Origin of the sequence: Brevundimonas vitisensis (genome assembly GCF_016656965.1) — a bacterium.
Lineage (GTDB): Bacteria > Pseudomonadota > Alphaproteobacteria > Caulobacterales > Caulobacteraceae > Brevundimonas > Brevundimonas vitisensis.
Genome location: NZ_CP067977.1, coordinates 2453834 through 2478617, shown reverse-complemented (window position 1 = coordinate 2478617; position 24784 = coordinate 2453834). Strand labels below are relative to the sequence as shown.

The following is a 24784-nucleotide window of genomic DNA, read 5'->3' as shown; positions in this document are numbered from 1 at the left end:
GCCCCGCCACAAAACACCGTTAACCCACCATGCCGCGCGCGCGGCGGCGAGTCCATCGGCGGCGGGGCGGGGCTCGGTATCGGCCTTCATCCGGCCCTTTGGGCCAGCTTCTCCCAACGCCAGAAGGGCAGCTCAACGAAATCATCCGCGAACACCTCGTGGCCCTGAACGCCGAGCGCGCGGCCGAAAAGGGGGCCGCCCACGTCCGCTGGCTGCGTCCCGACTCTCAGATCCCGCGTTTCGCCAAGTGCCACCCTCTCACCCCTAGTCCTCCGCGGTCCGGCCCAGGGCGGCCGCCATGGCGCGGGGGCGGTGGAGGTTCCAGTTGCGGTCGTCGTGGGCGCCGGGGGGCAGCAGCTGGCCGTCGGGGGTCCAGTCGCGCGGGTGGGACGAGGTCTGGCTGGCCCTGGCAAAATCGGCCTGTGCCACCTCCGGTCCCAGGGTCTCGGCGCGCCAGCGGTGGGCATAAAGGCTGTGGACGTGGCCCGGATCGGTGCCCTCCAGCATGGCGCGGGCCAGTTTGTCGGCCTCGACCCGGACCTCGGCCTGGCGCGCCTCCCACCGGGCCCGCACCTGCGCCTCCAGGGCGGCCATCTCCTCGGGCGTCGGCTCCTGCTCCGCCTCGGCCTCCTGCGGATGGGCCTCCAGCACGCGGCTCAGCGCCTCCACCGCCTTCAGCAGGGTCAGGGCCTCGGCCGGGCGACCGGCGGCCAGCAGGCGGGCGGCTTCCGTCCGGGCCTGGGCCAGGGCCAGATGCGGCGGAACCGGGTCGGCGGCGGGTTCGGGGCGGTCGGGGCCCGGTCTCTGCGGCGGCGGATCGGCGCGCAGGGCCTGGGCGGCGCGGGTCCAGCCCTCTCTCGACGCCTTCTTGCGCAGATTGGCCAGGCCGACATCGAACCGCCGGGCCACCGCCGGGCCGGGCTCCCCCTCCTCATAGGCAATGCGGACACGGCGCCAGACCTCGGCGCTGCGGTACTTTCTCAGGCGAAAATGTTCCATGACGCGGTCATGGACGATGACGACGCCAGATGCGGTCGTATCGGTGCCCAGGGCGTAGCGGGCGTCGCCGAATTCTCCACCGGGCCGTCGTCGAATTCTTCGGCCCGGTGGGGCGGGGATCAGCTGTCCAGGAAGGAGCGCAGTTTGCGGCTGCGGCTGGGGTGTTTCAGCTTGCGCAGGGCCTTGGCCTCGATCTGGCGGATCCGTTCACGGGTCACGCTGAACTGCTGGCCGACCTCTTCCAGGGTGTGGTCGGTGTTCATGCCGATGCCGAAGCGCATGCGCAGCACCCGCTCCTCGCGCGGCGTCAGGGACGCCAGCACGCGGGTGGTGGTTTCGCGCAGGTTCGACTGGATGGCCGCATCGATGGGCAGGATGGCGTTCTTGTCCTCGATGAAGTCGCCCAGGTGGCTGTCTTCCTCGTCCCCGATGGGGGTTTCCAGGCTGATCGGCTCCTTGGCGATCTTCAGGACCTTGCGGACCTTTTCCAGGGGCATGGCCAGTTTTTCGGCCAGTTCCTCGGGCGTCGGCTCGCGGCCGATCTCGTGCAGCATCTGGCGGCTGGTGCGGACGATCTTGTTGATCGTCTCGATCATGTGCACCGGGATGCGGATGGTCCGCGCCTGGTCCGCGATGGACCGGGTGATCGCTTGACGGATCCACCAGGTGGCATAGGTGCTGAACTTATAGCCGCGGCGGTACTCGAACTTGTCGACCGCCTTCATCAGGCCGATGTTGCCTTCCTGAATGAGATCAAGGAATTGCAGGCCGCGATTGGTGTATTTCTTGGCGATGGAGATGACCAGGCGCAGGTTGGCCTCGACCATTTCCTTCTTGGCCTGACGGGCTTCGCGTTCGCCCTTCTGCACCGTCTGGACGATGCGGCGATAGTCGTCGATGGGCAGGCCGGCTTCGGTGGCGACGGCGGCGACGTCGGCGCGGATCTGGGCGATCTGGCCGGTTTCGTTGTCGCTGAATTTGGTCCAGCGCACGCCCAGTTCCTTGATCCGCTCGGACCAGGTGGGGTCCAGTTCGGCGCCGAAATAGGCCTTCAGGAACTCGGGCCGCGAGATGCCATAGCTGTCGGCCAGGCGCAGCAGTCGCCCCTCCAGCCCGATCAGCCGCTTGTTGATGGCGTAAAGCTGCTCGACCAGGGCCTCGATACGGTTGTTGTTCAGCTTCAGCGTCTTCAGCCGGCCCGAAATGGCGGCGGACAGACCCTCATAAGCCTTCTGATCCTTGGCGCTGAGCGTCTCGCCCTTCAGCCGCGTCTCGACCAGCTTGTCCTGCAGCTTGCGGAAGGCGCCAAAGTCGCCCGCGACCGCGTCCAGGATCTCCATGACCCCGTCCCGCAGCTCCGCCTCCAGCGCCGAAATCGACAGACCGCCGCCATCATCGAAGTCCTCGTCATCGTCATCCTCAGCCCCCTCGGCCTTCTCGGCGGCAGGCTCGGCATCCTCGCCAGGGGTCTCGGACTCAGGTTGGACTGCGCCTGGCAGCGAGGACGGATTCAGGACGCCGTAGGTCGCGTCCAGATCGATAACTTCGCGCAGGAGAATGCGGTTGTTGGCCAACTCGTCGCGCCAGACCATGATGGCCTCGAACGTCAGCGCACTTTCGCACAGACCGCTGATCATGGCGTCGCGGCCAGCCTCGATCCGCTTGGCGATGGCGATCTCGCCTTCGCGGCTCAGCAGCTCGACCGAACCCATCTCGCGCAGATACATCCGCACGGGGTCATCGGTGCGATCATAGGCCGCCTTGGCCGGGGTCTCGGCAACCGAGGTTTCGGCGGCGGCGGCGACCTCGGTGCCCTGGCTTTCTGCCGCGTCCTCTTCGGCCTCAACGACGTTGACGCCCATCTCCGACAGCATGGCCAAGGTGTCCTCGATCTGATCGGGCGTCACCTCTTCGGACGGCAGGACCTTGTTCAGCTCCTCCATCGTCACATAGCCGCGTGCCTTGGCCTGTTTGATGAATTTCTTGACGCCGGCGTCCGTCAGGTCGAGCAGGGGGCCGTCTGCGGCCGCTTCGGTTTCCTGGGTCTCGGTCTGCGCACTCATGTCGTCTCGTCTCCGCGCCGATGTCGGGGTGATCAATCCCGTCGGCCTTGTCATACAATGTGTCGCGAGGCCGTTGGTTACGAGCCTGCGCCGTCTTCCCAAATCGTTCCGGTCTTTATGGCCCGCCTCAACGCGTCGCGCTCGGCCTTCAGACGTGCGAAGGCCGAGGTGTCGAAGGCCTGATTGGCCCCCGATTTCGCTGACGCTAGCGCCTGCTCCAGACTCGCGACACGAATCTGGGCGTCAAACGCCTGCGACCACCGGACCCTTGCTTCGGCGAGGGGCGCATTTGCGGCCAGGAAAGGCGCGCCGGACTTTGCCGCCGCCTTCTCGACCTCGCGCACTAAAGCATCGTGACCCGATTGCGCCAGATGGCGTCGCAGGCCCGCGCTGTCAAGGGATTGTCCGGCCAGCCGCAACCGTACCAACTCCTGCGCCAGCCCATCCAACGCCGGGTCGCCGAAACCGTGGGAAGAAATCGGCTCCAGATGATCGTCCATCCGATCAGGGTCGTCGATGACGCCGTGGGCGAGCGCGGCGGCCACCGGCTCGATCGAGCGCGACAGCGACTGCATCGCCTGGGCCCCCTCCGCCGTCTGGCCCAACTTCGGTGGAGGGCCGGGCCGCCACCGGTTGCCCGCGCCCTGCCCTGCTCGTGCCGGCGCGGCCCGCTGCGCTGCGGGGAGCAGCGCATCGAACCGCTCAAACAGGTCGCGGCGATATTGCTCGGCCAGGTCCTTGTCCTGGATCATCCCCGCTGCCTGACGCAGCCGGCCCTTCAGCCCTGCGCGGCGTTCGGGCGTATCCAGCGGCTCCGCCTCGGCTTCGCGTCGGAACAGCATTTCGGCGAACGGTCGGGTCTCGCCGAGAGCCTGCCGCAGTGCCAGCGCGCCTTTGTCGCGAAGGATGTCGTCCGGGTCCTGCCCCGCGGTCAGCAATGAGAAGCGGAACGAACGCCCTGACTTCAGCAGAGGCAGGGCGCGCTCAATGGCCCGGAATGCAGCACGCTGTCCGGCCCCATCCCCATCGAAGCACAGGACGGGCTCAGCCGAGATCCGCCACAGCAGAGCCATCTGCTCCTCGGTCAAGGCGGTGCCCATGGCGGCCACCGCCGGAAGGCCAGCCCGTTGGCAGGCGATGACATCCATATAACCTTCGACTACCATGATGGCCTGGCCGCCGGTCTTTTCCGCCCCCAGGATTCGCCGGGCTTCGGGCAGGCCGTAGAGCGTCGCCCCCTTGTGAAACAGCGGGCTCTCGGGGCCGTTCAGGTATTTGGCGCGGTCGTCGGGGTTCATGGCCCGGCCGCCGAAACTGACGATACGCCCCCGCGCATCCAGAATCGGGAACATCAGCCGGTCGCGAAACCGATCATAGGGTGCGCCGCCGCCCTCCGGCGCAATCAGAAGCCCCGCCTCGACCAGCTCGGCCGGACGGGCTCCGCGCTGAACCAGTGCATCCTTCAGGCCCGTGCGGCCCTCGGGCGCATAGCCCAGCCCGAACCGATCCCACTGATCTTCAGGCAGGCCGCGTCGTTCCAGATAGTCGCGCACTCCCTTGCCCACCGAGCGTCGCAGATTGGCGGCGAACCATTTCTGGGCCAGATCCATCCAGTCCGACAGGCCCTGCTTCTTCGCTTCGCGCTCTGCGGCGTGCGGGTCTTCTGCTGGCATCTGCATGCCCGCTTCCGCAGCCAGCCGCTCGACGGCCTCGGGGAACGACAGTCGCTCGGTCTCCTGCAGGAAGCTGATGACGTCTCCGTGTTTGCCGGAGCTGAAGTCGTGGAAGAAGCCCTTGTCGTCATTGACGAAGAAGGACGGCGACTTCTCTTTCGAGAAGGGCGACAGGCCGACCCACTCGCGTCCCTGACGCTTGAGTTTGACCGTCCGGCCGATCACGTCGGACGGGCGAAGGCGGGCCTTCAGTTCTTCGATGAAGCGATCGTCGAAACGCACGGGCGTCTTATAGCGCGCAACTCGGGCCGATGGGCCGATTAACGCCTGATTAACCATTTAGCCAGAACCGGGGCCACAACCGTCTGACTCTTAACGCAATTATCGATCAGAAGACGGAACTATCCACAGCCTTTGTGGATTAACCTTACCGCCGGTCCAGAAAGGATCAGCCCATGGCCCGTCTTCTCGAGCGAAGTCCCGAGGTGACAGATCCAAGACGAGCACGCCCCATGTTCATGACCGTCTCACATCCGGCGATACAGCCCATCGGTCCCGATGCCGTCGCCGTTCCCGGTGCCCCGCGCATTCATGACCTGACGCCCAGAGCCCTGCACGCGCGGCTGCTCGACAATGCCGCAGCCCGCCGTCGCCGCGCGATCGAACGCCGTCAGGCCCGCCGCGCCGAAGACGCCGCCTACTGGCTACATGCCGCCCCGGTCGCCGTGCGAAAGGCCCAGGACATCCGCTGTGGCTCCAGCTTTGCCCCCCTGCCCTAGCCCGACCAGAGCGAACTATCGAAGATCAGCCGCTTGCCTCTTGCGGTTCCCGATCGCACCGGGTTATAGACCGCGCCTTCCCGTTCCGGGTCCTTCCCGGAACCGCCACGGCGGACGCGTAGCTCAGCGGGAGAGCACTACGTTGACATCGTAGGGGTCACAGGTTCAATCCCTGTCGCGTCCACCATTGCTTCCCACGACATTGCAAGCGTTGAAGAAACCGCTCTCCGGCGGTCGAGAACGCGCGCTTGCTACACCAGCTTGCTACACCAACAGCATCTGGAAAGGTCGGAAAACCGTTCTGGATCAGGGGCTTCAGCCGACCCGGACTGCTACACCAACCTGCTACACCAACCGTCCAAACGGCCGTCTTCACCGTCTCCACGGTCACCCCATGGTCGGGGCGGAAATCCTCCCTGCATAATTATCAGGGGAAGGGTCTTTCATGTTCGGGTGAAGGTGCCTCGGAAGGCTCAGGCGACAGTCGGGAGAACGCAGGTCTGGCGGTCGCTGGGGACTGGCAACAGGTCTGACGCCATCCGAAAGTCGAAACTCGTCATCGCTGATTTGGAGCGGTCATTTTGGGCGGCGGCCGGAACACCGGCTGATGAAGTGAGGCCCGCCGCGATAGTCATGCCTAAGCCGTGCACGGTCGAGGCGGCACCGATTTCCGCGATGACGTTCAGCGACCTGTTTCGCCACTTCCAAGCAGACCCATCGAAGGTCCGCGCACCCAAGACCCAAATGATCTACGACGGCCTTCTGTGGATCACATCGAGCGTGTGGGGCGAGAACCGTCTCCTGACGTCCATAGACCGTTCTGCGTGCCGTGAGTTGCTGGAGGTGCTGCGCTGGCTACCTTCGAACCCTGCAAAGCGATTTCCGACGCTGAGCGCAGTTCAAGCAGCCAAGATGGCGAAGAAGGCCGGGCTACAAACGACCCTCTCGCCCGGCTCGATCAACGGCTACATGGCGAAGCTGCGCGCCCTCCTGACGTTTGCGGTGAACGAAGGCTGGATCGACAGAAATCCGGCTACTGGCCTGTCCGTGGCCGATCCGGTGCGTGACAAGGACAAACGGCTTCCATTTTCTTCAGAGCAGCTACGGCTGATTTTCAACGCGCCGATCTATCGAGGATGCGTCGATGATGAGCGGCGTTTCGCAACGCCGGGGCCTAATCGCCCCCGACGCGCGCGCTTTTGGATTCCCTTAGTCGCGCTATTCAGCGGGATGCGGCTCAACGAAATCTGCCAGTTGGATGTCGCTGACATACAGAGGCTGGATGGCGTGTTTTGCTTCTGCATAAGGGATGGCGCGGGACAGCATGGCGACGACAAGCGAGTAAAAACCGCATCGAGCGCACGGGTCATTCCAGTGCACCCGATTCTGCTCGCAATCGGGTTTGAAAGTTTTGTTGCCGAGCGATCAGGCGGAGCAAAGTTGTTTTACGAGCTACCGCGATCAAAAGCGGGATATTATTCCGATAGCTACTCGAAATGGTTTGCACGCTTCCTTTCAAAAGTTGGAGCGGCACAATCCAAGACATGCTTTCACTCGTTCCGCCACTGCTATCGGGACGCGCTTAGAGAAGCCCGCATCGACCATCAAATCGCGCTTTCCTTAGGGGGGTGGGCATCGAGCACAAGCGAGATGTCGGAAGTTGCCTCTGCATATGGTGGCGGATACAGACCAGCGACGCTGTTTGGCGCGCTGGAGAAGATTACTTACCCCGGACTGGACCTGTCACATCTTACTCAGGAAACGGGGGGCGAGGGGGCGGCGTCCAGATAGCCTTTTGCCGTGAGCACAGACGAGAGGTCTGCCAAAAGGAGGGCTTCTACACCGGGATAGGCTGGAACCGGCGTCCGACGAATGAAGCTTCCGCCCTTTTTCACAAAGGTCGGGACCAGCCCTCCCTCCCTTTTCCAGCGCGACTTCGTGAACACGCGAGAATACATCGGGCCTGTCACTCCGATGAACTGTCGGAAGTTCACTTGTGTTGTTGAGCTTTGATCGGGGTCTATAACGATGGAATCGTCAAAAAGCTCAGCAGCATAGCTCTTGGGATATGGCCTCAGGTAGAACACATCACAAATGCCGCTTGCTACAATATGTTTGGCGCAGTTGTGGCAGGGGAATGTATTTACAAATAATCGGCAACCCCTAATAGCTCTGCCACTGCGGGCGGCATCAGTGATCGCGTTCATCTCTGCGTGAACTGAACGCCCATATTCTAAAGAGTCCATTATCTGGGCGTCTTTGATGATCTTGTCTTTGCGCTTAAACAGGAAATCGCTGATCTCGGCGGCGGTCTTTAAGTTCTTTTTGAAGGCTCCGGCCTTTTCAAGCCGCAGGGCCAAGTCCATGAGGACGGCCCGTTTCCGCGCCTCGTTCGCATCTTCGCCTCGATTGAATTCCCGGCCATCGGGAACATCGCCCTCCCAGTATGTCCCGCCTCCCGCCCTTGGCACCTCGTTGCAGCCGAGGGCTTGGACCTCATTGTGCTGGTTTAGAACTGCTGCGCCAACCTGACGCGAGAGATCGGAAGAGCGTTGAGAGGCGGTATTAGCCAACTCCATTCCATACTCAGCAGGCGTAGGAGTGACCGAATTGTCCCCGAACAATGCTCTTAGGAAGCGTTCTGTCGTGGTCTTGATGCGGGCACGGTCACGAGCATCAATCACAACATCCGAAAGAGGAAATACATCTCTCACACGCTGGCCAAACGGCTGATCCTCTTGCGCTTCATCTTTCTGGATCAGTTCGGATACGACAGCATCCCATGAGGACGCTCGAGGGCTTTCAGGGTGCCCTGCCACAATCTTGCGAGATAGCCGCTCTTCACGCGACTTGAGCGTAGCGTGGCACGACATCTGAACATAATGCTCGCCGTAGACTGAGCGGAGAAGTTCGAATTCTTCTGGTCGCTTGATTTGGTTTATAATGTAAGCGACGCGACGCTCGGTGCTGGTCCCCAAGCCAGTCTGGCCTCTGAGACGGGTGATTTCCAACATGGCCAACTGTGCCATGATATCGGGGAGTTCCGTATCCGCGCGGAAATCATTGCAAGCAGAGATCAAGCTTTCGTATCGCTTGTCCGCCGGTTCTTGGATGATATTTAACGGCTTCTTAAGACCTATTAACAGGTCTGTGGTGTGAATTTCGACCGCTTCGTAATCGTAAGCCTGAAGCTCTTCCTTTAGGGTGCTTATGACTTCAGGCGTATCAACCCCAATGCGGGCCACAATGCCGATAATCAACTCAGCGTCAGCGGGTTTAAGGTCCATGTCTCACAGATTTTTTGTGCGCGGGGGATTCTCAGTCCGTTCCGTTTAAGTTAGCGTGAGTCGCTTGATGGAGAGAGCGAATGGCTGACGAATCGCGCGCGAAGGAAATTGAGCAGGCATTTGCGGCCGCTAATTCGGCCGTGCGACAGAATCAGGACTGGTCGGATAGGGTCCGCCAGAATTGGAATCGAAATAGCCAAGCTCATAGCGGCCCTCCACCCTCTCCTACGGCATTCAAGCAGTTCGCTTAGTTGACTGTCGCCTGAGCCTTCCGAGGCACCTTCACCCGAACATGAAAGACCCTTCCCCTGATAATTATGCAGGGAGGATTTCCGCCCCGACCATGGGGTGACCGTGGAGACGGTGAAGACGGCCGTTTGGACGGTTGGTGTAGCAGGTTGGTGTAGCAGTCCGGGTCGGCTGAAGCCCCTGATCCAGAACGGTTTTCCGACCTTTCCAGATGCTGTTGGTGTAGCAAGCTGGTGTAGCAAGCGCGCGTTCTCGACCGCCGGAGAGCGGTTTCTTCAACGCTTGCAATGTCGTGGGAAGCAATGGTGGACGCGACAGGGGACGCTCCTGCCACGCTTCCCGGTGAGCGTTCCGAAGCGTCTTGATCGTCGATGTCGTCCATGGGAGCGGCTCTGCGGCTGGCGATGAGAGAGAGTCGCCAAGGCTCTGATCGGACGGGGAGAAGGTCAACGTGTGGAAGCTGGATCACGTCGTCTCTGCGTCCGATGTTGACGCCGAGGAGCAGCGGCTCGCCGAGGTGCTGGCCAAGGCTGGCTACGATGTCGGGAAGCTGTCGCTGAACGCGCTGGCCCAGCAGGTTCTGGCCGAGCGGGCGAAGGCGGTAGTGATGGCTATCGGCATCGAGCCGTCGAACTGGCCCCACTACTCGCTCGGCAACGGAGGCGTGGAAGTGCGCTTCCAGTTCCGCCGCGAGGAAGATCAGGTGAACGCGAAGCTGGCTCTGGCTTAAGCCGGGACGCTCTCCATCGAACGCTTGATGGCCATCACGGTCATGGGCGATGCACGATGGAGCCGGGCGGTGGCGCGGATGCCCTGACCGTCCCGCAACGATTTCCTGATCGCTTCCACACGGTCGTCAGGCATGGGCTTGCGACCGCTCTTCTTGGTCGTCCGACGCAGCCCCGAGAACACGCGCTCCCTATGAATGGCCCTCTCGAATTCGGCAAAAACGCCAAGCATCGAGAACATCATCCGGCCGGAGGGTGTCGAGGTGTCGAGGCCCTGCGTGTGGACGTAGAGGTCCACGTTCTTGGTTTGGATGTCGCCGAGGAAGTGGATCAGGTCAGGCAGGGATCGGCCGATCCTACAGACCGAGAAGCAAGCGATCAGATCGAAATCCCTGCGTGCGACCCCTTTCAGTAAGGCGTCGAAGCCCGGTCGTTTGTCTCGTCCCTTGGCGCCGGATATGCCCTCGTCGAGGAACGTCGCCACGATCTCCCAGTCCTGCCTCTGGGCCACGGCTCGCAGATCACGAAGTTGGTTCTCGACGGTCTGGTTTTTATCGGCCGTGCTCACACGACAATACAGGGCCACGCGCTTGGTCAGGGTGTTCTCCGATCCGGTGATTGGAGAACAGGCTCTCATGGATCGGTAGGCCGTCAATCAAATCGGCCCCGACCTCGCCGCAGATTTTGCGGTGAATAGCAGCCGTAATCACCGCACCACCTATCCGACCATCGCCAGAGCGTTGCGAACTTCGACCTCTTCACCTTCCGACATGAAGCTGTCCGGGTCGCCGCCGAACCGCACCAGCAGCTTGCGTGCGCCACGGAAGAAGGCCAGCCACACCACCTTGAGCGGGAAGGACCAATCATCGGCCGTCACCGCGTCACGCCGAGGTTGGCTGGTCGGTGTGTAGTAGGATGCCGCAGCCCGCTCACCGTGCAGGAACTGCGAAAGATAGATGTAGGCGACGTAGAGTTGGGGGTCGTGCAGGGTCTCCATCATCTGTTCGACAGACGGGGCACCCTTCAATGCCGCGTAGCCATCAGGGAACCGACGCTCGATCTCAAGTCGGAAGGCTCGAAGCTCATCACGTCGTTTCAGTCGGTCAGAGCCGTCTTGTCCTGCCTTCGCCAGATGGCCCGCCAGCCGAGCCTCCATCCGCTCTTCGCTTTCCAGCAACTGAAGCCAACGTCGTTCACGGTCGAAATGGGCGTCACAGTCAACGAGCCAAGCAGCCTTCAGGCTTGTTTCGAAGGCACCCCGCGCCGCCATCATCGCTGCGGGGAACAACACCAGATCGGTTCGTGCGAGAGCCAGCACGCCTTCCACGGACCTGATCGCGACGTTGAACAGCGGCAAGGCGGCCCGATCCGCTTCGTATCGGCCGAGTTCCGCATAGCCATCAAGCGTTCGCCCACGGGCTGAAAGGAACCGGCCGATGGCATCGTCGATGAGATCGCACGCCGCGCGTATCTCGGGGGTAGGCGCAAGGATGATGTTCGTGCTGCTCATTCGGCCAGCTTAACGACATCGGTCGCTGATCCACCAAACAGATGGAAGCGGGCACAAAATATCGATTACGCCAGCACTGCGTTTGCGGGCCGTGAAACACAGCGATTTCCACCCCCGTTTTCGAGAACGGTCGTGACGGGGTTATCGAGCGATCTTCCGGTCGATGACACCCGATCCGGCTGAAGCCTCTGTCAGGATCGGGCCGACCTCACTCCGACTATACTGCCAACTTCCAGACCGATCTGGCGGCGGACACCGTTGGAGGTCATGTGCCAACGAGGATCAGCAGGGTCGATCACGTCTTCACACTTACGGAGATCGTGATTTCGTTGATTGTGCTCGGCCGGTGCTTCGGCATTCCCGTATAGTCGAAGTTCCGCCAGCGCGTTTCGGCCTGAAGACACATATGGCGTCTTTTGGTAGGCTATGTGGCCAGCCAGTTTTTGGGCATCGAAGACTGCCGAATAATAATGATATTGGCCGATCTGTCGGATAGAATAGATAAATAGATCAAAGTTCTCTGGTTTGGGTTTCAGCCGGGGGCAGGTTTCAAGAGGTCGCCTTCGGCGTCTCATGATCCAGCCCCGGCCGATGCCCCAAACCCGGCCGGGGGTTTTCTATTTCGGCGCGCTGTCAGGCCGTAATCTGACGAGGCTCATAACACTCGGGGGCATAGAGGCGGGCGGCCCCACCCGCAGAACTGGAAAAGGCCGGAATACAGGACCGGCGCAGGCGCCAAGGGTGGGCAAGTGGAATCCGATCTGTCGGAGCCGTCCACGATAAATGGTCCGCAAGGATCGTCGTCCGCTGCCACGGGCGTAGGCAAACCGATTCGGGGTCCATCGAGACAGAGTTGAAGCCCCGGAATCTTGTGATGCGTTCCCTCGTTCTGCGCTCGCGAGATGCGCCGCCCCTGTGCAATGGGCGGTCAACCGTTGTGAGGTGATACGTCACTCTTAACCGGCCATTAGATTGGCAGCGGATCGTCCGAAGCGACGACGTGGTTCTGATACCCCTGTCACTATTCAGGATGGGGCGATTTGCTGGCACCGGGCAACCACCAGCGGGGTAACACCCGAACGTCGCTGAACGAGGTTCATACCGACTCAGGAATGAAGAACATCCCTTGCCTTTCCCTCTTCTGCCCCGGCGATGCCGGAAATCAGTGTGTGGGAGGGGCAGGGGAAATTGTTCAATTGATCTTGGAATGAAGCAGATCAGTTCAAAAGAAGCATTCTCGTAGCTCTCAAACGTCTTGGCCGCGAACGGCAGTGAGCGAGCCAAGCGTGCAGAGAGCCGTTCGAGCGTAGCTCGGACGCCTCGGCACATCGGATCAACTATGGCAGATCGGCTCCAGCCTATCTCACTTTGATGGAAGCTGGCGTCCGCTCGTGAACAGGTCGAGTTCAACAACTTCAGGCGTCAGCCCGCGCCGCTTCGCTGTTTCGATAACGCTGGTGATGTAGGCACCGTAGGTGCGCTCTTGTTGGATGGGCGTCAGATCACGCTTTGACCGGTTCAGCGTGGCCTTAAGGTCCGCGAACTCCGGTTCCGCGCTCTGGGCAATCGCCCGGCGCACCATGGAGTCGTAGATCAGACATGGACCTTCGTTGGTCGTGAGCCGCGCAAAGTAGGCAATCTTGGTCGTTGTCGCTGTGCCGACGCCTTTCACGCACATGTTCAGCATCGCCACCGTCTCGTTTGCCGAGCGTGGCTGGGCGCGCAAGCTGTTGAGGGCGTCGCTGAAGCTGGATGAGCGGAAGGCGTCGGAGAAGGCGTGCCATCCACCGCCGGGCAGACTGCCCTTTGGGTAGCCCCACTTGATCGTGGAGATCACGCCCTTCAGGTCGGAGACGTCGAAGTGCTCAAACACTATGGCGCGGGTGAACCTTTGGCCGTCGAGCGCATCGTAGTCAGCAGCGTGTTGGTAGGGTGCCCCGTGACGCTCATCATCACGATGCTTGCGCCAGTTCTTCAACCGGAAGCTCTCGTCCGTAGCGAACTGGAGAATATCGTCAGTCATGGTGCCCCCCGGCAAGTGCCCGCACGGCGTGCGGTGCCCAGCGTTGGTAATCCCCGATCCGCTAACGGCCAAGCTCTTCACTGATCGAATGCGGCAAGCACCAGCTTCATGCCCGCACCTCCATCAGTTCCTCGATGCGCGTTGTGTATCTGGACGAACGGTTGTTGGCCCGCGTGGACCATGGCGTCACCTGACGTATCCCGCCGGGTCGTAGAGTTCCCCGGCCAAAGCGGGCATTCACCGCATCCAGGGCAGTCATCAGCTTCTCCGCCCTGACGGGATCGACGGTCGGCAGGAGATCGCGCGGTGCATCCTGTTGAGCCTGTAGGTCCAGCAGGATCACGCCCGCTTTGGCGTAGCGCGTGTCTGGCTTCCACATCGACCGCCCAGCAGCGACAGCCTGATTGATGATCGCAAAGCTGTCGGCAGTCGGCTCGATCTCGAACGACCTCTGCCCGTGATACCAAGGGTCGCCGTTGTGCGGATGGGTGTGGAAGAAGACCTGCATCGCACTCGCGACCAGACCGTGCTGGCGACATTTTTCGGCCGCCCGACCAGCGTGGACTGCCAGAGCCTCTCGCATGTCAGTCCATGTCTCGACAGGACGTCCGAACATCCGCGTCACCGCAGCCGTCTGCTTCTGATCCGGCGCCAGCGTGAGAGGCAGACAGGACACGCCGTTCAACTCGGCATGAGTCCTCTGCCCGGTGACCGTCATCAACTTCCGCACACTCGCTGATGGCAGCGCAGCGAACTGCTCGACCGTGAAAACGCCGAGGTCGTTGAGCTTGGTCTGGTTGGCTCGACCGACGCCCCAGATTTCGTCGATGGGCATGGTGGCGAACGCTTCGCGCCGGATGTCGATATCGCCGAAATCGGAGACGCCGGTTGCCGTCTTCGCGTGCTTGTTCGCCAACTTGGCCAACGTCTTGGTCGGCCCAATGCCGACGCATGTCGGAATCTTGGTGATGCGGCGCACCCGGTCTCGAACCCGGCGGCAGTAATCCACCCTCGCGAAGGCGGTCAGGTCCAAAAACATCTCGTCGATGCTGTAGGGTTCGACCCGCGCGAAATGGTCGGAGAGCACCTCGAAAACCCTCCGGCTCATGTCGCCGTAAAGGGCGTAGTTCGAGGACTTCGCAACGACGTCGCGATACTCCGGCTTCCGCTTCGACAGGTGCCAGACCTCGCCCATCTTGATCCCGAGGGCTTTCGCCTCGGCTGATCTGGCGATGGCGCAGCCGTCGTTGTTCGACAGCACGATCACTGGCTTGCCGGTCAGGCTGGGATCAAAGGCTCTTTCGCACGAGACATAGAAGTTATTGCCGTCGATCAGGCCGAACATCAGACATCGGTCCTGACCAACGCGGCGATCATGGCCCAGACTCCCGTTTCGTCGGAGACCGGCTGCGGCGTGTCATTCGAGGGTTCGAGCCACCACTGCCCATCCCTCTCCGTGAGGATCGCGAGGACCACATCACCGTGCAGGAAGGCGACGCAGACCTTCCCCGAGCGTGGCTCGGCGTCAGTGTTGACCACAAGGATGTCGCCGCCATGGATGCCGCGCTTCCGTAGCCCTTCACCCTTGACCCTCACTGCGTATCGCTGGGGCCGACGTAGCTCCAGCAAATCGGCCAGATCGGGCACGGCCTCGACGTGATCCTGCGCCGGGCTTTGGAAGCCTGTTGTCTCGGCACCTTTGTAAGCGGCTGCACCCATGCAGCACTAATGTTCTTTTTTTGTTCCGCCCTCAAGACGGGTTGGCTCCCTTGCCTGTGGAAGGTATGGGGTTCAAAAATCGGGGGTTGTAATGTCGTTGGCGTCTAACTTTGCGCGGAGCGTGAAGGTCGAACTGATCGCGAAACTGGTGACGTCATACGAGGCTTATGACGGCGGAACGCTGATCAAAAACGTCGCCCCCCACAATGTCCGAGACTACTTCCGAAAATACGGGAGCACGGCGCGCAAGTTCGATCACATCGAAAGCGACGACATCTACGTCGGATACGTCAGGATGCCGGGCAAACCCGAGTTCCTTTCGGCTATCGTTCTGGCGGGGGAACACGCCGTGGCAGTCAGTTTCGATGCCGAGACGGACGACAGCAATGACTTCCTGACTTTGATGGCCAAGAAGGAGTTTGCAGAGCGCATGACTGCCGCAGTGCAGCGCGCCTCCGCGATCATGAGGAAGGTCGTTGCGCCTACGCCTGTCGCCCCTGCTGCTGTGCCAGAGCCAACCGCCGCAAAGAAGGATAACTCGGTCGGATGGATGCTCATCGCCATCGTCGCAGTGATTGGAGGGGCAATCTTCCTCATCCCCATGCTCACCGCGCAGACCGCCCGAGAAACTGAAAACCCAATGGCCAACTTCAGGCTGCAAGACAGCTACGAGCAAGGCGGTCCACAGTATTCTGCTACGCCACCTGTCTCGGCGGATATCCCACAGGGCTACGAGCAAAAAGGCTCGGTAATCGAGGGGGTCACCTACGGGATGGCTGATGCCATTGAAACGGGCATTGGTGAGTTAAATGCGTCGTTATCAGAGGGAGGGATGTGGGGGGCGGAGGCAGCGAGTCTGGGGTGCTGGGATAGGGCGAAATCTTCTACAAGCATATTTGAAGTAGACAGATGTGCGGCGTTTGATCTGACGGCGCAGTATCGTGACAGGATTGCTCACGGGTCTATTGGAACGCCCCTTAACGAGCATTTTTCGAACACTACCGTGAGGATGCGCCAAGCTTATTCGCGCTTCACTGAAAGCAGCGAGCAAAGAATAGCTTTGGTGGAGGGCCAGACCGCGATTTTGCTTCGAGACCTGTCGACCTGATCTGGTTGACGGATTCGGCTTCCATGAGACCCTGAACCTCCACAGAAAATGGAGGTCAGTTGGCACCGTTCGAAGAACCGCTGCGATGTCTCGCAGTCAGCGTAGTCCTTGACGAAGCTGGCGAAGTCGATGGCATCGAACTCGAAGCATTCCTGAACCACATCGCGGGCCGACATCAGTGGCTATCAACGACGGAATGGCTTTTTGTCGAGCCTCCGGCCGAGGCCGAAGGGCATGCCACCGTGCCCGTGGCGATGCCGCAGGGGATAGCAGTTCAGGCGATCCTGAACGATCTGACAAACGAACCGCAGCGGATCATCTTCGACCTGCCGACAACCCCGGCTGAAACGCGGAAGTGGCGGTGGGTCGCGTTCCAGAGCGCGCCGAACAATCAAGGGCGGGGTCGTTTCCCATGGGAGGCCGCCCATGCGTGATGGAGGCTTGCTCGGCTGGTGCACGGAAGCTCTGGTGAAGCTGGATGACGCCGCCCCCGGTGTTCTGGCCCGCGTGCTGACGGCGGCGCCCGCCCGCCGACAGGCGATCTTCGCTGCGCTGGCATCTCGGGAAGAGCAGGTCGGCCTCTGCGATGCAGGTGACGATCTTCTCCCGATGTCGTTCGCCGAGGTGATCCGCCATGGCCGCCCCGGCGACATCCTGCGACGGGCGTTCGGTGAAGTCCCCGAAGGCTTTGCCAGCATGCTGACGCAGATCGGCGAACGACCTCTGCCGCGCGCCAAGGACTACATCGCCTTGCGCGCCCTCATCGCCGACAGTGATGCGCGAGCCGCCGACGCTTTGCGCGGTTCAGGCCGGATCACATGCCGGAAGCTGGATGTCCTGCAATCGTTGGACCCGCGCTGGCGTCACGCCAACACACTGGAGCGGATCGACAGCGGCGGCGAAGCCCTGATGTTTAATCAGGCCATCGGCTTCATTCAGTCGCTGAACTCGAAAGCGACCGATGAGGTGGTAGCTGGAGCTATCGACTTGATGCGTCCGACCTCCACGCTTGCTCGCTTGCTCGACCGATTCCTACAACGTGCAGATCAACTGCCCCCGCATCCCATCGCATCGGGCGACAACGAACTGCGTCCGCTGCTCTCGATGAGAGATGTGTTGGACGCTGGCCGACGCTATCGGAACTGCCTCCGTCATCGCCTTGCCGATGCGGCAGTCGGCCGTATGGCTCTGGCCGAATACCGGGGCGAATGCCTCGTGGAATTCCGCCCCCTGACTACCGGAGCGGGCTGGCTCCTCCGAGATGTCCACATCGAACGAAATCGCCCCGTGCCGTTGAGCTTGTTCGCCGACGTGGAAGCGAAATGCGACGAGATCGGCATTCCCCGCATCAACGAGACTGGAGGCGGTGATGGTCGCTCCAGCTACCGGCACTTCACGAAGGAGTTGGAGTGGGGCTGAAGTCTGCTCACTTCAATGACCTTGAACTTCCCTCAAACGCCTCGCGTCGAGCGACACGCAAGTCATCCAAGGTCATGCCTCTGCTGCGGTGAACCATGCGATGACAGTTCGCGCAGACCAATGCGAGGTCGGCTGCTCTCGTAATCACCGCCTCGTCTGATTCACCGAGCGGCACGATGTGATGCGCCTCGATGTAGCCCGAGCCCTTCGGGCCATAGGTCGCGGCGAAGTCGAACTCGCAAACCACGCATGACAGCTTTCCGGTGCGTTTCAGTGTTGAGACTTTGAGTTTCTTTGCCAGATCGGCTGATCGCCGCTCACGTCGGAGGTGAGCTTTCAGGACTGGAGCACCTTCGTTTACCCCGTCCTGATCCAGCCAATCATCTTCGCCGTCGTCAGCGTCAGTAGGCTCGTAAGGGTCGTCCCGATCCCAAAGACCCGGAAACAACTCCTGAACCTCAAACCCAAGGGCAATCAAAAGATTGGCCGCTGAATCCGGGGTCGCGATGCCGCCTGAAATCTGTTTGGGGGTAAGTGGCCGCGAGAACTCTGGAAGATATTTGAATGCGACGGCGGCGATAGGCTTCGTGTCGAAAGGCTCGCCTTCATACATGAGGCAATAACGGCGGGAGCGGTGAAAGCCGTAGCGACGTCGAAACGCCTCATGACCGAGCGTTCGGCATTCCTCAATTGCCTTCTCGACTGATGCAACAGTGAGCTTGTTTCGCATCAGCCGTGGCCCGTCGCGAGGGCCGAAGCCTTGTCGGAAACATCTAAAAAGGCGGCATCCAGCGCGCCCTGATGCGTGTCGAGCCAACCCTTTGGCCGCTCGTAGTCTGGCATCAGCGTCGCCATGTGCGCCCAGAAGTCGGGGCCATGCGAGCGGACGGTCAGGTGCGCCAGTTCATGGGCGACGACGTATTCCAGCACCGTTTTCGGCGCGAAGACGAGGGTCCAGTTGATCAGGATGGAGCCGGTCGGGCCACAGGCGCCCCAGCCGGTCTTCATGTCGGCGACGCGGATCGTGCGCGGCCTCAAATCGAACCGGCGACGATAGGCAGCAGCGATGTCCATGACGTCCCGACGCACGCGACGCTTCAGCCACAACTTGATCTCGGTGGCGACGATGGCGTCCTGATCAGCCTCGCGGACCCATGATGGAAGATCGACCAGAAAGCCGTTGCGGTAGTCGATCTCGATGTGCGCGCCGTCGTGTCGGCGCACGGTCAGCCGAGCCATCCGTCCGCGATACGGAATCTTCGAGCCGGTCATGAACCGGGGCACGACCGCCCGCTTCGACGTCTTGGTCTCAAGCTCGCGCAGGGTGTTGAAGAGCCACTGCCGCTTGCGGTCGAGGAAGGCGTCGATCTCGGCGTCGTCGTCGGTCGTGAGAGCCAGCACCTCGACGTGGCCGGGCGTGACTGTGATCCGCCGTTCAGACGCAGCAGCGGATCGGCGAAGTTCGTAGGCGACCTCAGTCTGGCCAATGCGGACGACGCCCATCAATGGCTCTCGGCGTAGGCGTGGACGGCGTAGTCCTCAATCTCGTCCCGCACGGCGTTGGCGTCGTCCAGTTCGAGCGGACGCAGCAGCTTGCGGACTTCGCGGCGAAGCTCCTTCTTGTAGCCGTCCATGAAGAACCACGATGGCTGGCTGGTCTGCGCTCCAGCGTAGAGGTCGCCCACCTCGACGGCGACGCTCTGGAGCGCGGAGTGATCCGCCTCCGGCGCATGCGGCTCGATGATCCGCAGGATGGCGAAGGCGCGCTCGTCCATGCCCAGTTCGTCGTGGGCGCCCACCTCGGCCACGATGCCGCCCGTCAGGTCTTCAAAGTCCTTCAGGCCCTCGGCGGCGGCGATCTGGCCTTCCTCGAAGCGGCGGATGATCTCCAGCACCCGTTCGGAGAAGCGACCGTATTGAGCCGGGTTCTTATCGACCAGTTCGCGGGTCACGCGCTTAAGTTCGACCGACTTCCGCACGAATGCCGCGTGGAGTTCCTCGTCCGACATCTCCTCGGTTTGGAAGTCGTCCTTGAATTCAGGATCGGTGATGTTGCGAAGGCGGACGGTCGTGGTCAGGCCGGTGGCGCGGACGTGCTCTTCCAGCATGTCCCTGATCTTCCCCGAGTAGGTCAGGTGATCGAGGCTCTCGTCCTTGGTGATCGCCTGTTGAGCCAGTCGCAGGAACGTCGCGGCCCACTTCATGTCTTCGGTGAAATCGAGGATCGCCGGATCGGGCGACAGGTCGCCGTAGGTCCGCACGAAATGACGGCCCAACCGCTGAAGCTCGAACCAGTCGTCCTCGCGGCCATCCGCCACCAGCTTCTCGATGGCGTAGGCGGCGGCCTTCTCGTCCATGCCGTCGAGACCGAGCAGCCGAAGTTGGCGTTTGAATTCGGCGTGGGTCTTCCGCAGGTCGCGACGCAGCAGGTCGAGGTCGCGTAGCGCGTTCTGAACATCGTCAGCGCGGTAGGAGGACAGGGCGTCGTCGAGGTGCTGGGTGACGCCGATGTAGTCCACGATCCGGCCGTGCGGTTTATCGACGGTCGAGCCGTCCTGTCGCTTGATCGAGCAGGTTCGATTGGTCCGAGCGATGGCCTGAAGCAGCCCGTGTTCGCGCAGCGGCTTGTCCAGATACATGACGTGCTCGTTCGGCGCGTCGAACCCAGTCAGCAACTTGTCGCACACGATCAGGAAGCTCGGCTCATCTCCGCTTCCTTTGAACGCCTTCTTGGCGGCCTTCTCCCCATCAGCATCGAGGTAGTGCGAGCGCAGTTCGGCTCGGACAGTTTCGATGTCCGTATCCTCGCTCGGCTTGTCGTCCTCTTGGCTCTTGGAGAAGACACAGGCGATCATCCGCTCGGCCTTCGCCGCAGCATCCGCCTCGGCCATGCCGTCCTTCGCAAGATCGTCGGCGATCACCTTTGCCAAGGCCAGCCGGTAGAGCACGACCGACTCGCGGTCGATGGCGACGATCTGGGCCTTGAACCCGTCCGGGCGACAGGTCTGTTTGAAGTGCTCCCAGATGTCGCGTGCGATCAGTTTGATGCGCTCGGGGTGCTTGGCGATCAGGGCGAGGCTAACGCCCGTCTGCTTCAGCTTCTCGCGCTTCTCATCCGACAAATCGACGAACCAGCGGTCGAACAGGATGTCGATCTCGGCCTCGTTGATCGACCATTCGGTCTTCCGACCCTCGTAGAGGATCGGCACGGTGGCGCCGTCGCGCACGGCGTCGTCGATCCCGTATTTGTCGAGGTAGGTCTCACCCGGCTCGCTGAAGCGGGCATAGGTGTCCTTGTCGGCCTTCTTGATCGGTGTGCCGGTGAAGCCGAAGTAGCGGGCGTCGGGCAGGGTCGCCTGAAGGAAGGCGCCGAGGTCTTTCTCCTGTGTGCGGTGGCACTCGTCCACCAACACGATCCAGTCTTCCGAGTTCGGAATCGGCTCCTTGGAGCCTTGGAACTTGAAGATGGTCGAAAGCAGGATTTGGCCCGAGCCGCCGCGCGCTACAGCCTCGCGCAACGCCTTTACGTCCGCCGCCTGTGTCGGGTTGGGCAGACCACAGGCGACGAAGGTCTTGGATATCTGATCGTCCAAGTCGATGCGGTCGGTCAGGACGAGGATGTTCGGATTCTGAAGCGTCGGCGCATCCAGCGTCAGATGGGTCTTTAGCTTCAGGGCGAGGAACACCATTGTCAGGCTCTTGCCCGACCCTTGCGTGTGCCAGATCAGACCCTTCTTCTTTGTCCCTTCAGCGACGCGATACACGGCTTTGTTGACGGCCCGAAACTGCTGATAGCGGCAGACCTTCTTGATCCGCCGTCCGGTGTCGGGATCGGTCTCGAAGACTATGAAGTGAGCAAGCAGGTCCAGCAGTCGCGCTGGCTCCAGCAGGCAATACATGTCCTTGGTCAGATCGTCGGTGAAGTCCGAGCGTTCGAACGGAAATGGGTCAGGCCAAGGCGCATAGAATTTCGCCTTTGCATCGGTCGCACCATACAGCGTCGCCATGCCGTCCGTGACGATGTTGAAGGCGTTGGGATAGAACAGGCGCGGGATGTCGCGCTCATACTGCTTGATCTGCTCGAACGCCTGACCCGAACGATCCGCCGACTTCAGCGGACATTTGGCCTCGATCACGACCAGCGGGATGCCGTTCACGAACACCACCAGATCGGCGATGCGCGACCGCTGCGCCTCGACCTTGAACTGGCGCACGACGTGGTAGCGGTTCCTATCGGGCCGCTTGAAGTCGATCAGGGTGACGGGCTTGTCCTTGGCCTCGCCCTTCAGCCGCCGCGAATAGGCGCCGCGCAGCCGACGCTGCCATTCCTCATTGTCCGACAGGGTGGACAGATCGCTGTAGATCGCCTCGGCGTCCTCGGCGCCCAGCCCTTCGTTCAGAGCCTGAAGGGCTTCGATAATCACCGGCTTAAGCAGGACGCGGTTCGCCTCCTGCCGCATCAGCATCGCCGCCTCGTGATGAAGCGCGACGTAGCCCATGGCCGTCAGGGCATCGAGCGCGGGCTTCTCGGCGAGGCGGTATTCGCTCATGCGGGCACCCTGACGCGGCCGGAGAGGAGGTCGGAAGCGAGACTGCTCTTCAAGTCGCCTGTTTGGGCGCGAGACTCGGCGGCGCGGTCAAGCGCGAGATCAATCTCTTCGAGCATCTTTGCCAAGGTGATCTGGGTCGCGAGCGGTGGGCACGGGATTGGAAGCTGACGGATATCGCCAACGCGAACATGGCCTACCGTTGAACCACCTCCCAAAATTCGAAGGTGGTCCTGAACCGGCTGACTCTGGAGCGCATAGAGCAGGAACGAACTGTCAAGCTTCGTCGGCTGGGGGCGGTAAAGCATCATTCTTTGTCCCAAACAGACCGGTTCGTCGTGCGGCACAGCGCAGACCTCTCCAATCGGGGCCTCGCGAGTGATGAGCACGTCACCGACTCTGGGACGGCCACGCCGAGTCCATTCGTCAAAGGACGCAGGATCAGTTCGCACGAGATCGTGTCGCACGAATCGCCCGTGACGCACATTCGGCGTTCGCACGACGGCGAAGCCGGTTTCCGTGATAGGCGGCGTTCGGTTCTTGCAATCAATCACGGCCTCGCAAATGTCTTCGGCCGGAATAGCTGCCCACCCATGAGGAAGCGGGCCAAGAATGGTGTCTTCGGGCTCCTCGCCATCAGCCGCAGTAAACAGGTCTCGGAGCGCGAGTTTGCGGAGGAGCCGCAGATGGGTGAGCGATAAGTCGTTCAGTCGATGAGCGTCATCCACTGACCGCAGCACCTCGGCGATCCGCCGCTGCTCTTTTAACGGGGGGAGCAAGATGCGCTGACCGTAAGCCTTGTCCCTATTCAAGCCGGGCACCCCGGTCGCTTCGTTCAGTTCGGACAGACGCGCGTTTTCCAACGTCGCCGCCAGCCAATCGAAATCCGACTCCACGCGGGGGACCACATAGTATGTAGTGTCGATAGGCCAGAACGGGCCTGTCGTGACATTCACAGAACCAGCAGTTCCTTTGCGGCCGACCACAATGCCGCGTTCTTTCACAAGCGGAGCGGAATGCTCGCCGCAAATGCCATTGGAGCCATAGACAGGGATTGCGCCGGGTTCGCGCGCGGAGGCGGCAAGAGCACGGCCGTATTCCAATCGGATCACTTCGCCGAGCGTGACCGAAGTCCATCCCTCCGGCACCTCACCCGACATAGCCGAGCCTCTTCAGGTGACCGAACATCACCGCCTCGGCTTCGTCGCGTTTGGCAATCAGGTCTTGGAGCTTTGCGACCTCGGCTGCGACATCCACAGCCACGGCGTCAGCACCGGTCTGGACGTAGCGGCTGATGTTCAGGTTGGAACCGTTGGCCGCGATCTCCTCGACCGGCACCACACGCGCCAGCTTCTCGATGTCGATGAAGCCGTGGAAGGCGTCGGCCAGCGTCCGCACGTTAGCGTCGGTCAGGTGGTTCTGGGCCTTGCCCGGCGTGAAGATGGAGTCGCCGTTGACGACCAACACCTCGCCCTTCCGGTCGGCGGGCTTCGTCTTGCGGATGATCATGATCGCAGCCGGGATGCCCGCACCGTAGAAGAGGTTGGGCGCCAGCCCGATCACCGCCTCAATGATATCCGCTTTCAGCATGGCCTCGCGGATGCGGCCCTCGGCGCCGCCCCGGAATAGCACGCCGTGCGGCACCACCACGCCCAGCATGCCGTCGTCCTTCAGCGAGGCGACCATGTGCTGAACGAAGGCGAGATCGCCATAACCCTTGGGCGGCACACCATATACATCGCGCCCGAAGGGATCGCCGTTGGTCCAGACCTCATGACCCCACTCCTTCACGGAGAACGGCGGGTTGGCCAGCACCCGGTCATAGGCGCCGATGCCGGGCGTGAACTCCTGCGCGCGCGGGTCATATCGCTTGGGGTCGAGGAGGGTGTCGCCCTTGGCGATGAAGGCGTCGTCGATGTCGTGGAGGAACAGGTTGATCTGGGCGATGGCCCAAGTGTCCAGTTCCTTCTCCTGCCCGTAGAGGGACAGGCTGCGCGGGTCTTGGCCCTTGTCCTTCAGGTGCTGGGCCGCCTCCAGCAGCATGCCGCCCGAGCCGCAGGTGGGGTCGTAGATCGACATGCCCGGCTGGGGATCGAGGCATTCGACGATCAGCTTCACGACCTGTCGAGGCGTGTAGAACTCGCCGCCCTTCTTGCCCGCGCCTTCGGCGAACTGCTCGATCAGATACATGTAGGCGTCGCCCAGCATGTCGGGCGGCACGTCGCTGTTCCGCAGCCGGTGCTTCTCGAAGTGCGCGAGCAGCTTCTCCAGCCGCGCGTCGGGGAAGCGTTCCTGATTGGCGAAGTCCACGTCCCCGAACACGCCGCGCAGACGCAGATTGGCGTCTTCGATGGCGGCGAAGGCGTTGTTCAGATGCTGGCCGATCTGGGTGGCGTGCTTCCTGACCGCGTTCCAGTGATGCTGCGGCGGGACGTGGAAGCGGTGCTCGTCAGGATCGGCCGCGTCCTCGCGGTCGCCGGTCTCGGCCAGCAGAACCTCGAACTCTTCGTCCCATACGTCGCAGAGGCGGCGGTAGAACAGCAGGGCGAAGATGTAGTCCTTGAACTTCCCCGCATCGACATGGCCGCGCAGAATGTCCGCCGCTTGCCAGAGATGCCGTTCGAGTTCGGATTGCGTAAGCGTAGCCACTGAAGCCCCCAGTGCGATGACCGCACGGGAT

General features: G+C 61.8%; 20 protein-coding genes, 1 tRNA gene and 1 pseudogene. 8 read left to right on the top strand and 14 right to left on the bottom strand.

What is annotated here, in order from left to right:
- Window positions 1-264: 264 nt before the first annotated feature.
- The 3 genes from JIP62_RS12615 to dnaG form a co-directional block, all read right to left on the bottom strand.
- A complete protein-coding gene (locus tag JIP62_RS12615; protein ID WP_201102513.1) occupies window positions 265-999 on the bottom strand; it encodes a hypothetical protein in 735 nt (244 codons plus the stop codon).
- A 119-nt stretch (window positions 1000-1118) separates the two neighbouring features.
- Window positions 1119-3116 (bottom strand): RNA polymerase sigma factor RpoD, encoded by a 1998-nt coding sequence (gene rpoD, locus JIP62_RS12610; protein ID WP_407932721.1) that lies wholly within the window; start codon window positions 3114-3116, stop codon window positions 1119-1121.
- A 23-nt stretch (window positions 3117-3139) separates the two neighbouring features.
- Window positions 3140-5017, bottom strand: a complete 1878-nt coding sequence (gene dnaG / locus JIP62_RS12605) for a DNA primase (protein WP_201102511.1) — start codon at window positions 5015-5017, stop codon at window positions 3140-3142.
- A gap of 230 nt (window positions 5018-5247) precedes the next feature.
- Here dnaG and JIP62_RS12600 point away from each other — a divergent pair, with 230 nt between their 5' ends.
- From JIP62_RS12600 to JIP62_RS12590, 4 genes and pseudogenes are all read left to right on the top strand, one after another.
- Window positions 5248-5514, top strand: coding sequence for a hypothetical protein (locus tag JIP62_RS12600; protein WP_201102510.1), 267 nt, complete (start codon window positions 5248-5250; stop codon window positions 5512-5514).
- A gap of 112 nt (window positions 5515-5626) precedes the next feature.
- A tRNA-Val gene (locus JIP62_RS12595) sits at window positions 5627-5701 on the top strand.
- A 266-nt stretch (window positions 5702-5967) separates the two neighbouring features.
- Window positions 5968-6042 (top strand): annotated as a pseudogene (locus tag JIP62_RS15350) (hypothetical protein); the annotation flags it as partial.
- A gap of 147 nt (window positions 6043-6189) precedes the next feature.
- The gene (locus JIP62_RS12590; protein WP_201102509.1) at window positions 6190-7305 is read left to right on the top strand and encodes a site-specific integrase; all 1116 of its coding nucleotides are present in this window, start codon (window positions 6190-6192) and stop codon (window positions 7303-7305) included.
- Here the strand turns inward: JIP62_RS12590 and JIP62_RS12585 are convergent.
- The gene (locus JIP62_RS12585) at window positions 7269-8801 is read right to left on the bottom strand and encodes an anti-phage dCTP deaminase (protein ID WP_201102508.1); all 1533 of its coding nucleotides are present in this window, start codon (window positions 8799-8801) and stop codon (window positions 7269-7271) included. The two genes, JIP62_RS12590 and JIP62_RS12585, sit on opposite strands and share 37 nt — an antisense overlap.
- Window positions 8802-9501: 700 nt before the next feature.
- Between JIP62_RS12585 and JIP62_RS12580 the strand changes: the two genes are divergently transcribed.
- Window positions 9502-9780 carry a hypothetical protein gene (locus JIP62_RS12580; RefSeq protein WP_201102491.1) on the top strand — a complete coding sequence of 93 codons (279 nt, stop codon included), beginning with the start codon at window positions 9502-9504 and terminating at the stop codon, window positions 9778-9780.
- On the opposite strand, the gene JIP62_RS12575 is transcribed toward JIP62_RS12580, so the two are convergent.
- The 5 genes from JIP62_RS12575 to JIP62_RS12555 form a co-directional block, all read right to left on the bottom strand.
- Window positions 9777-10346, bottom strand: coding sequence for a recombinase family protein (locus JIP62_RS12575; RefSeq protein WP_201102492.1), 570 nt, complete (start codon window positions 10344-10346; stop codon window positions 9777-9779). The genes JIP62_RS12580 and JIP62_RS12575 overlap by 4 nt on opposite strands.
- A gap of 150 nt (window positions 10347-10496) precedes the next feature.
- Window positions 10497-11288 (bottom strand): DUF5677 domain-containing protein, encoded by a 792-nt coding sequence (locus tag JIP62_RS12570; protein ID WP_201102493.1) that lies wholly within the window; start codon window positions 11286-11288, stop codon window positions 10497-10499.
- Between the two features lie 1363 nt (window positions 11289-12651).
- Window positions 12652-13311 carry an 8-oxoguanine DNA glycosylase OGG fold protein gene (locus JIP62_RS12565; RefSeq protein ID WP_201102507.1) on the bottom strand — a complete coding sequence of 220 codons (660 nt, stop codon included), beginning with the start codon at window positions 13309-13311 and terminating at the stop codon, window positions 12652-12654.
- Between the two features lie 106 nt (window positions 13312-13417).
- Window positions 13418-14656, bottom strand: coding sequence for a Y-family DNA polymerase (locus tag JIP62_RS12560; RefSeq protein WP_201102506.1), 1239 nt, complete (start codon window positions 14654-14656; stop codon window positions 13418-13420).
- Entirely contained in the window at window positions 14656-15030 is a 375-nt protein-coding gene (locus JIP62_RS12555) for a LexA family protein (RefSeq protein ID WP_201102505.1), read from the bottom strand. The genes JIP62_RS12560 and JIP62_RS12555 overlap by 1 nt, the downstream gene beginning before the upstream one ends.
- Window positions 15031-15151: 121 nt before the next feature.
- Here JIP62_RS12555 and JIP62_RS12550 point away from each other — a divergent pair, with 121 nt between their 5' ends.
- From JIP62_RS12550 to JIP62_RS12540, 3 genes are read left to right on the top strand one after another with little or no spacing between them, the layout of a single operon-like run.
- On the top strand, window positions 15152-16138 hold the full coding sequence (locus JIP62_RS12550; protein WP_201102504.1) for a hypothetical protein: 987 nt from the start codon (window positions 15152-15154) through the stop codon (window positions 16136-16138).
- A 59-nt stretch (window positions 16139-16197) separates the two neighbouring features.
- Entirely contained in the window at window positions 16198-16572 is a 375-nt protein-coding gene (locus tag JIP62_RS12545; protein WP_201102503.1) for a hypothetical protein, read from the top strand.
- Complete coding sequence (locus JIP62_RS12540; RefSeq protein WP_201102502.1) at window positions 16565-17557, top strand: hypothetical protein; 993 nt, start codon at window positions 16565-16567, stop codon at window positions 17555-17557. Before JIP62_RS12545 ends, JIP62_RS12540 begins: the two co-directional genes overlap by 8 nt.
- Before the next feature lie 7 nt (window positions 17558-17564).
- Here JIP62_RS12540 and JIP62_RS12535 read toward each other — a convergent pair whose 3' ends face one another.
- Genes JIP62_RS12535 through JIP62_RS12515 form a run of 5 tightly spaced genes read right to left on the bottom strand, consistent with a single transcriptional unit; the run spans window position 17565 to window position 24753 of the window.
- On the bottom strand, window positions 17565-18287 hold the full coding sequence (locus JIP62_RS12535) for an HNH endonuclease (protein WP_201102501.1): 723 nt from the start codon (window positions 18285-18287) through the stop codon (window positions 17565-17567).
- The gene (locus tag JIP62_RS12530) at window positions 18287-19060 is read right to left on the bottom strand and encodes a M48 family metallopeptidase (RefSeq protein ID WP_201102500.1); all 774 of its coding nucleotides are present in this window, start codon (window positions 19058-19060) and stop codon (window positions 18287-18289) included. The genes JIP62_RS12535 and JIP62_RS12530 overlap by 1 nt, the downstream gene beginning before the upstream one ends.
- Window positions 19060-22107, bottom strand: coding sequence for a type I restriction endonuclease subunit R (locus JIP62_RS12525; protein WP_201102499.1), 3048 nt, complete (start codon window positions 22105-22107; stop codon window positions 19060-19062). The genes JIP62_RS12530 and JIP62_RS12525 overlap by 1 nt, the downstream gene beginning before the upstream one ends.
- A complete protein-coding gene (locus tag JIP62_RS12520) occupies window positions 22104-23264 on the bottom strand; it encodes a restriction endonuclease subunit S (RefSeq protein ID WP_201102498.1) in 1161 nt (386 codons plus the stop codon). Before JIP62_RS12520 ends, JIP62_RS12525 begins: the two co-directional genes overlap by 4 nt.
- Complete coding sequence (locus tag JIP62_RS12515) at window positions 23254-24753, bottom strand: type I restriction-modification system subunit M (RefSeq protein WP_201102497.1); 1500 nt, start codon at window positions 24751-24753, stop codon at window positions 23254-23256. Before JIP62_RS12515 ends, JIP62_RS12520 begins: the two co-directional genes overlap by 11 nt.
- Between the last annotated feature and the right edge of the window lie 31 nt (window positions 24754-24784).

Excerpts from the sequence above, each read along its gene's own strand:
- JIP62_RS12535 (WP_201102501.1), bottom strand. The coding sequence starts at position 18,287 with ATGCGAAACAAGCTCACTGTTGCATCAGTCGAGAAGGCAATTGAGGAA.
- JIP62_RS12560 (WP_201102506.1), bottom strand. The coding sequence starts at position 14,656 with ATGTTCGGCCTGATCGACGGCAATAACTTCTATGTCTCGTGCGAAAGA.
- JIP62_RS12555 (WP_201102505.1), bottom strand. The coding sequence starts at position 15,030 with ATGGGTGCAGCCGCTTACAAAGGTGCCGAGACAACAGGCTTCCAAAGC.
- JIP62_RS12615 (WP_201102513.1), bottom strand. The coding sequence starts at position 999 with ATGGAACATTTTCGCCTGAGAAAGTACCGCAGCGCCGAGGTCTGGCGC.
- JIP62_RS12600 (WP_201102510.1), top strand. The coding sequence starts at position 5,248 with ATGTTCATGACCGTCTCACATCCGGCGATACAGCCCATCGGTCCCGAT.
- rpoD (WP_407932721.1), bottom strand. The coding sequence starts at position 3,116 with ATGACAAGGCCGACGGGATTGATCACCCCGACATCGGCGCGGAGACGA.
- JIP62_RS12570 (WP_201102493.1), bottom strand. The coding sequence starts at position 11,288 with ATGAGCAGCACGAACATCATCCTTGCGCCTACCCCCGAGATACGCGCG.
- JIP62_RS12525 (WP_201102499.1), bottom strand. The coding sequence starts at position 22,107 with ATGAGCGAATACCGCCTCGCCGAGAAGCCCGCGCTCGATGCCCTGACG.
- JIP62_RS12565 (WP_201102507.1), bottom strand. The coding sequence starts at position 13,311 with ATGACTGACGATATTCTCCAGTTCGCTACGGACGAGAGCTTCCGGTTG.
- JIP62_RS12590 (WP_201102509.1), top strand. The coding sequence starts at position 6,190 with ATGACGTTCAGCGACCTGTTTCGCCACTTCCAAGCAGACCCATCGAAG.
- JIP62_RS12540 (WP_201102502.1), top strand. The coding sequence starts at position 16,565 with ATGCGTGATGGAGGCTTGCTCGGCTGGTGCACGGAAGCTCTGGTGAAG.
- JIP62_RS12520 (WP_201102498.1), bottom strand. The coding sequence starts at position 23,264 with ATGTCGGGTGAGGTGCCGGAGGGATGGACTTCGGTCACGCTCGGCGAA.
- JIP62_RS12585 (WP_201102508.1), bottom strand. The coding sequence starts at position 8,801 with ATGGACCTTAAACCCGCTGACGCTGAGTTGATTATCGGCATTGTGGCC.
- JIP62_RS12530 (WP_201102500.1), bottom strand. The coding sequence starts at position 19,060 with ATGGGCGTCGTCCGCATTGGCCAGACTGAGGTCGCCTACGAACTTCGC.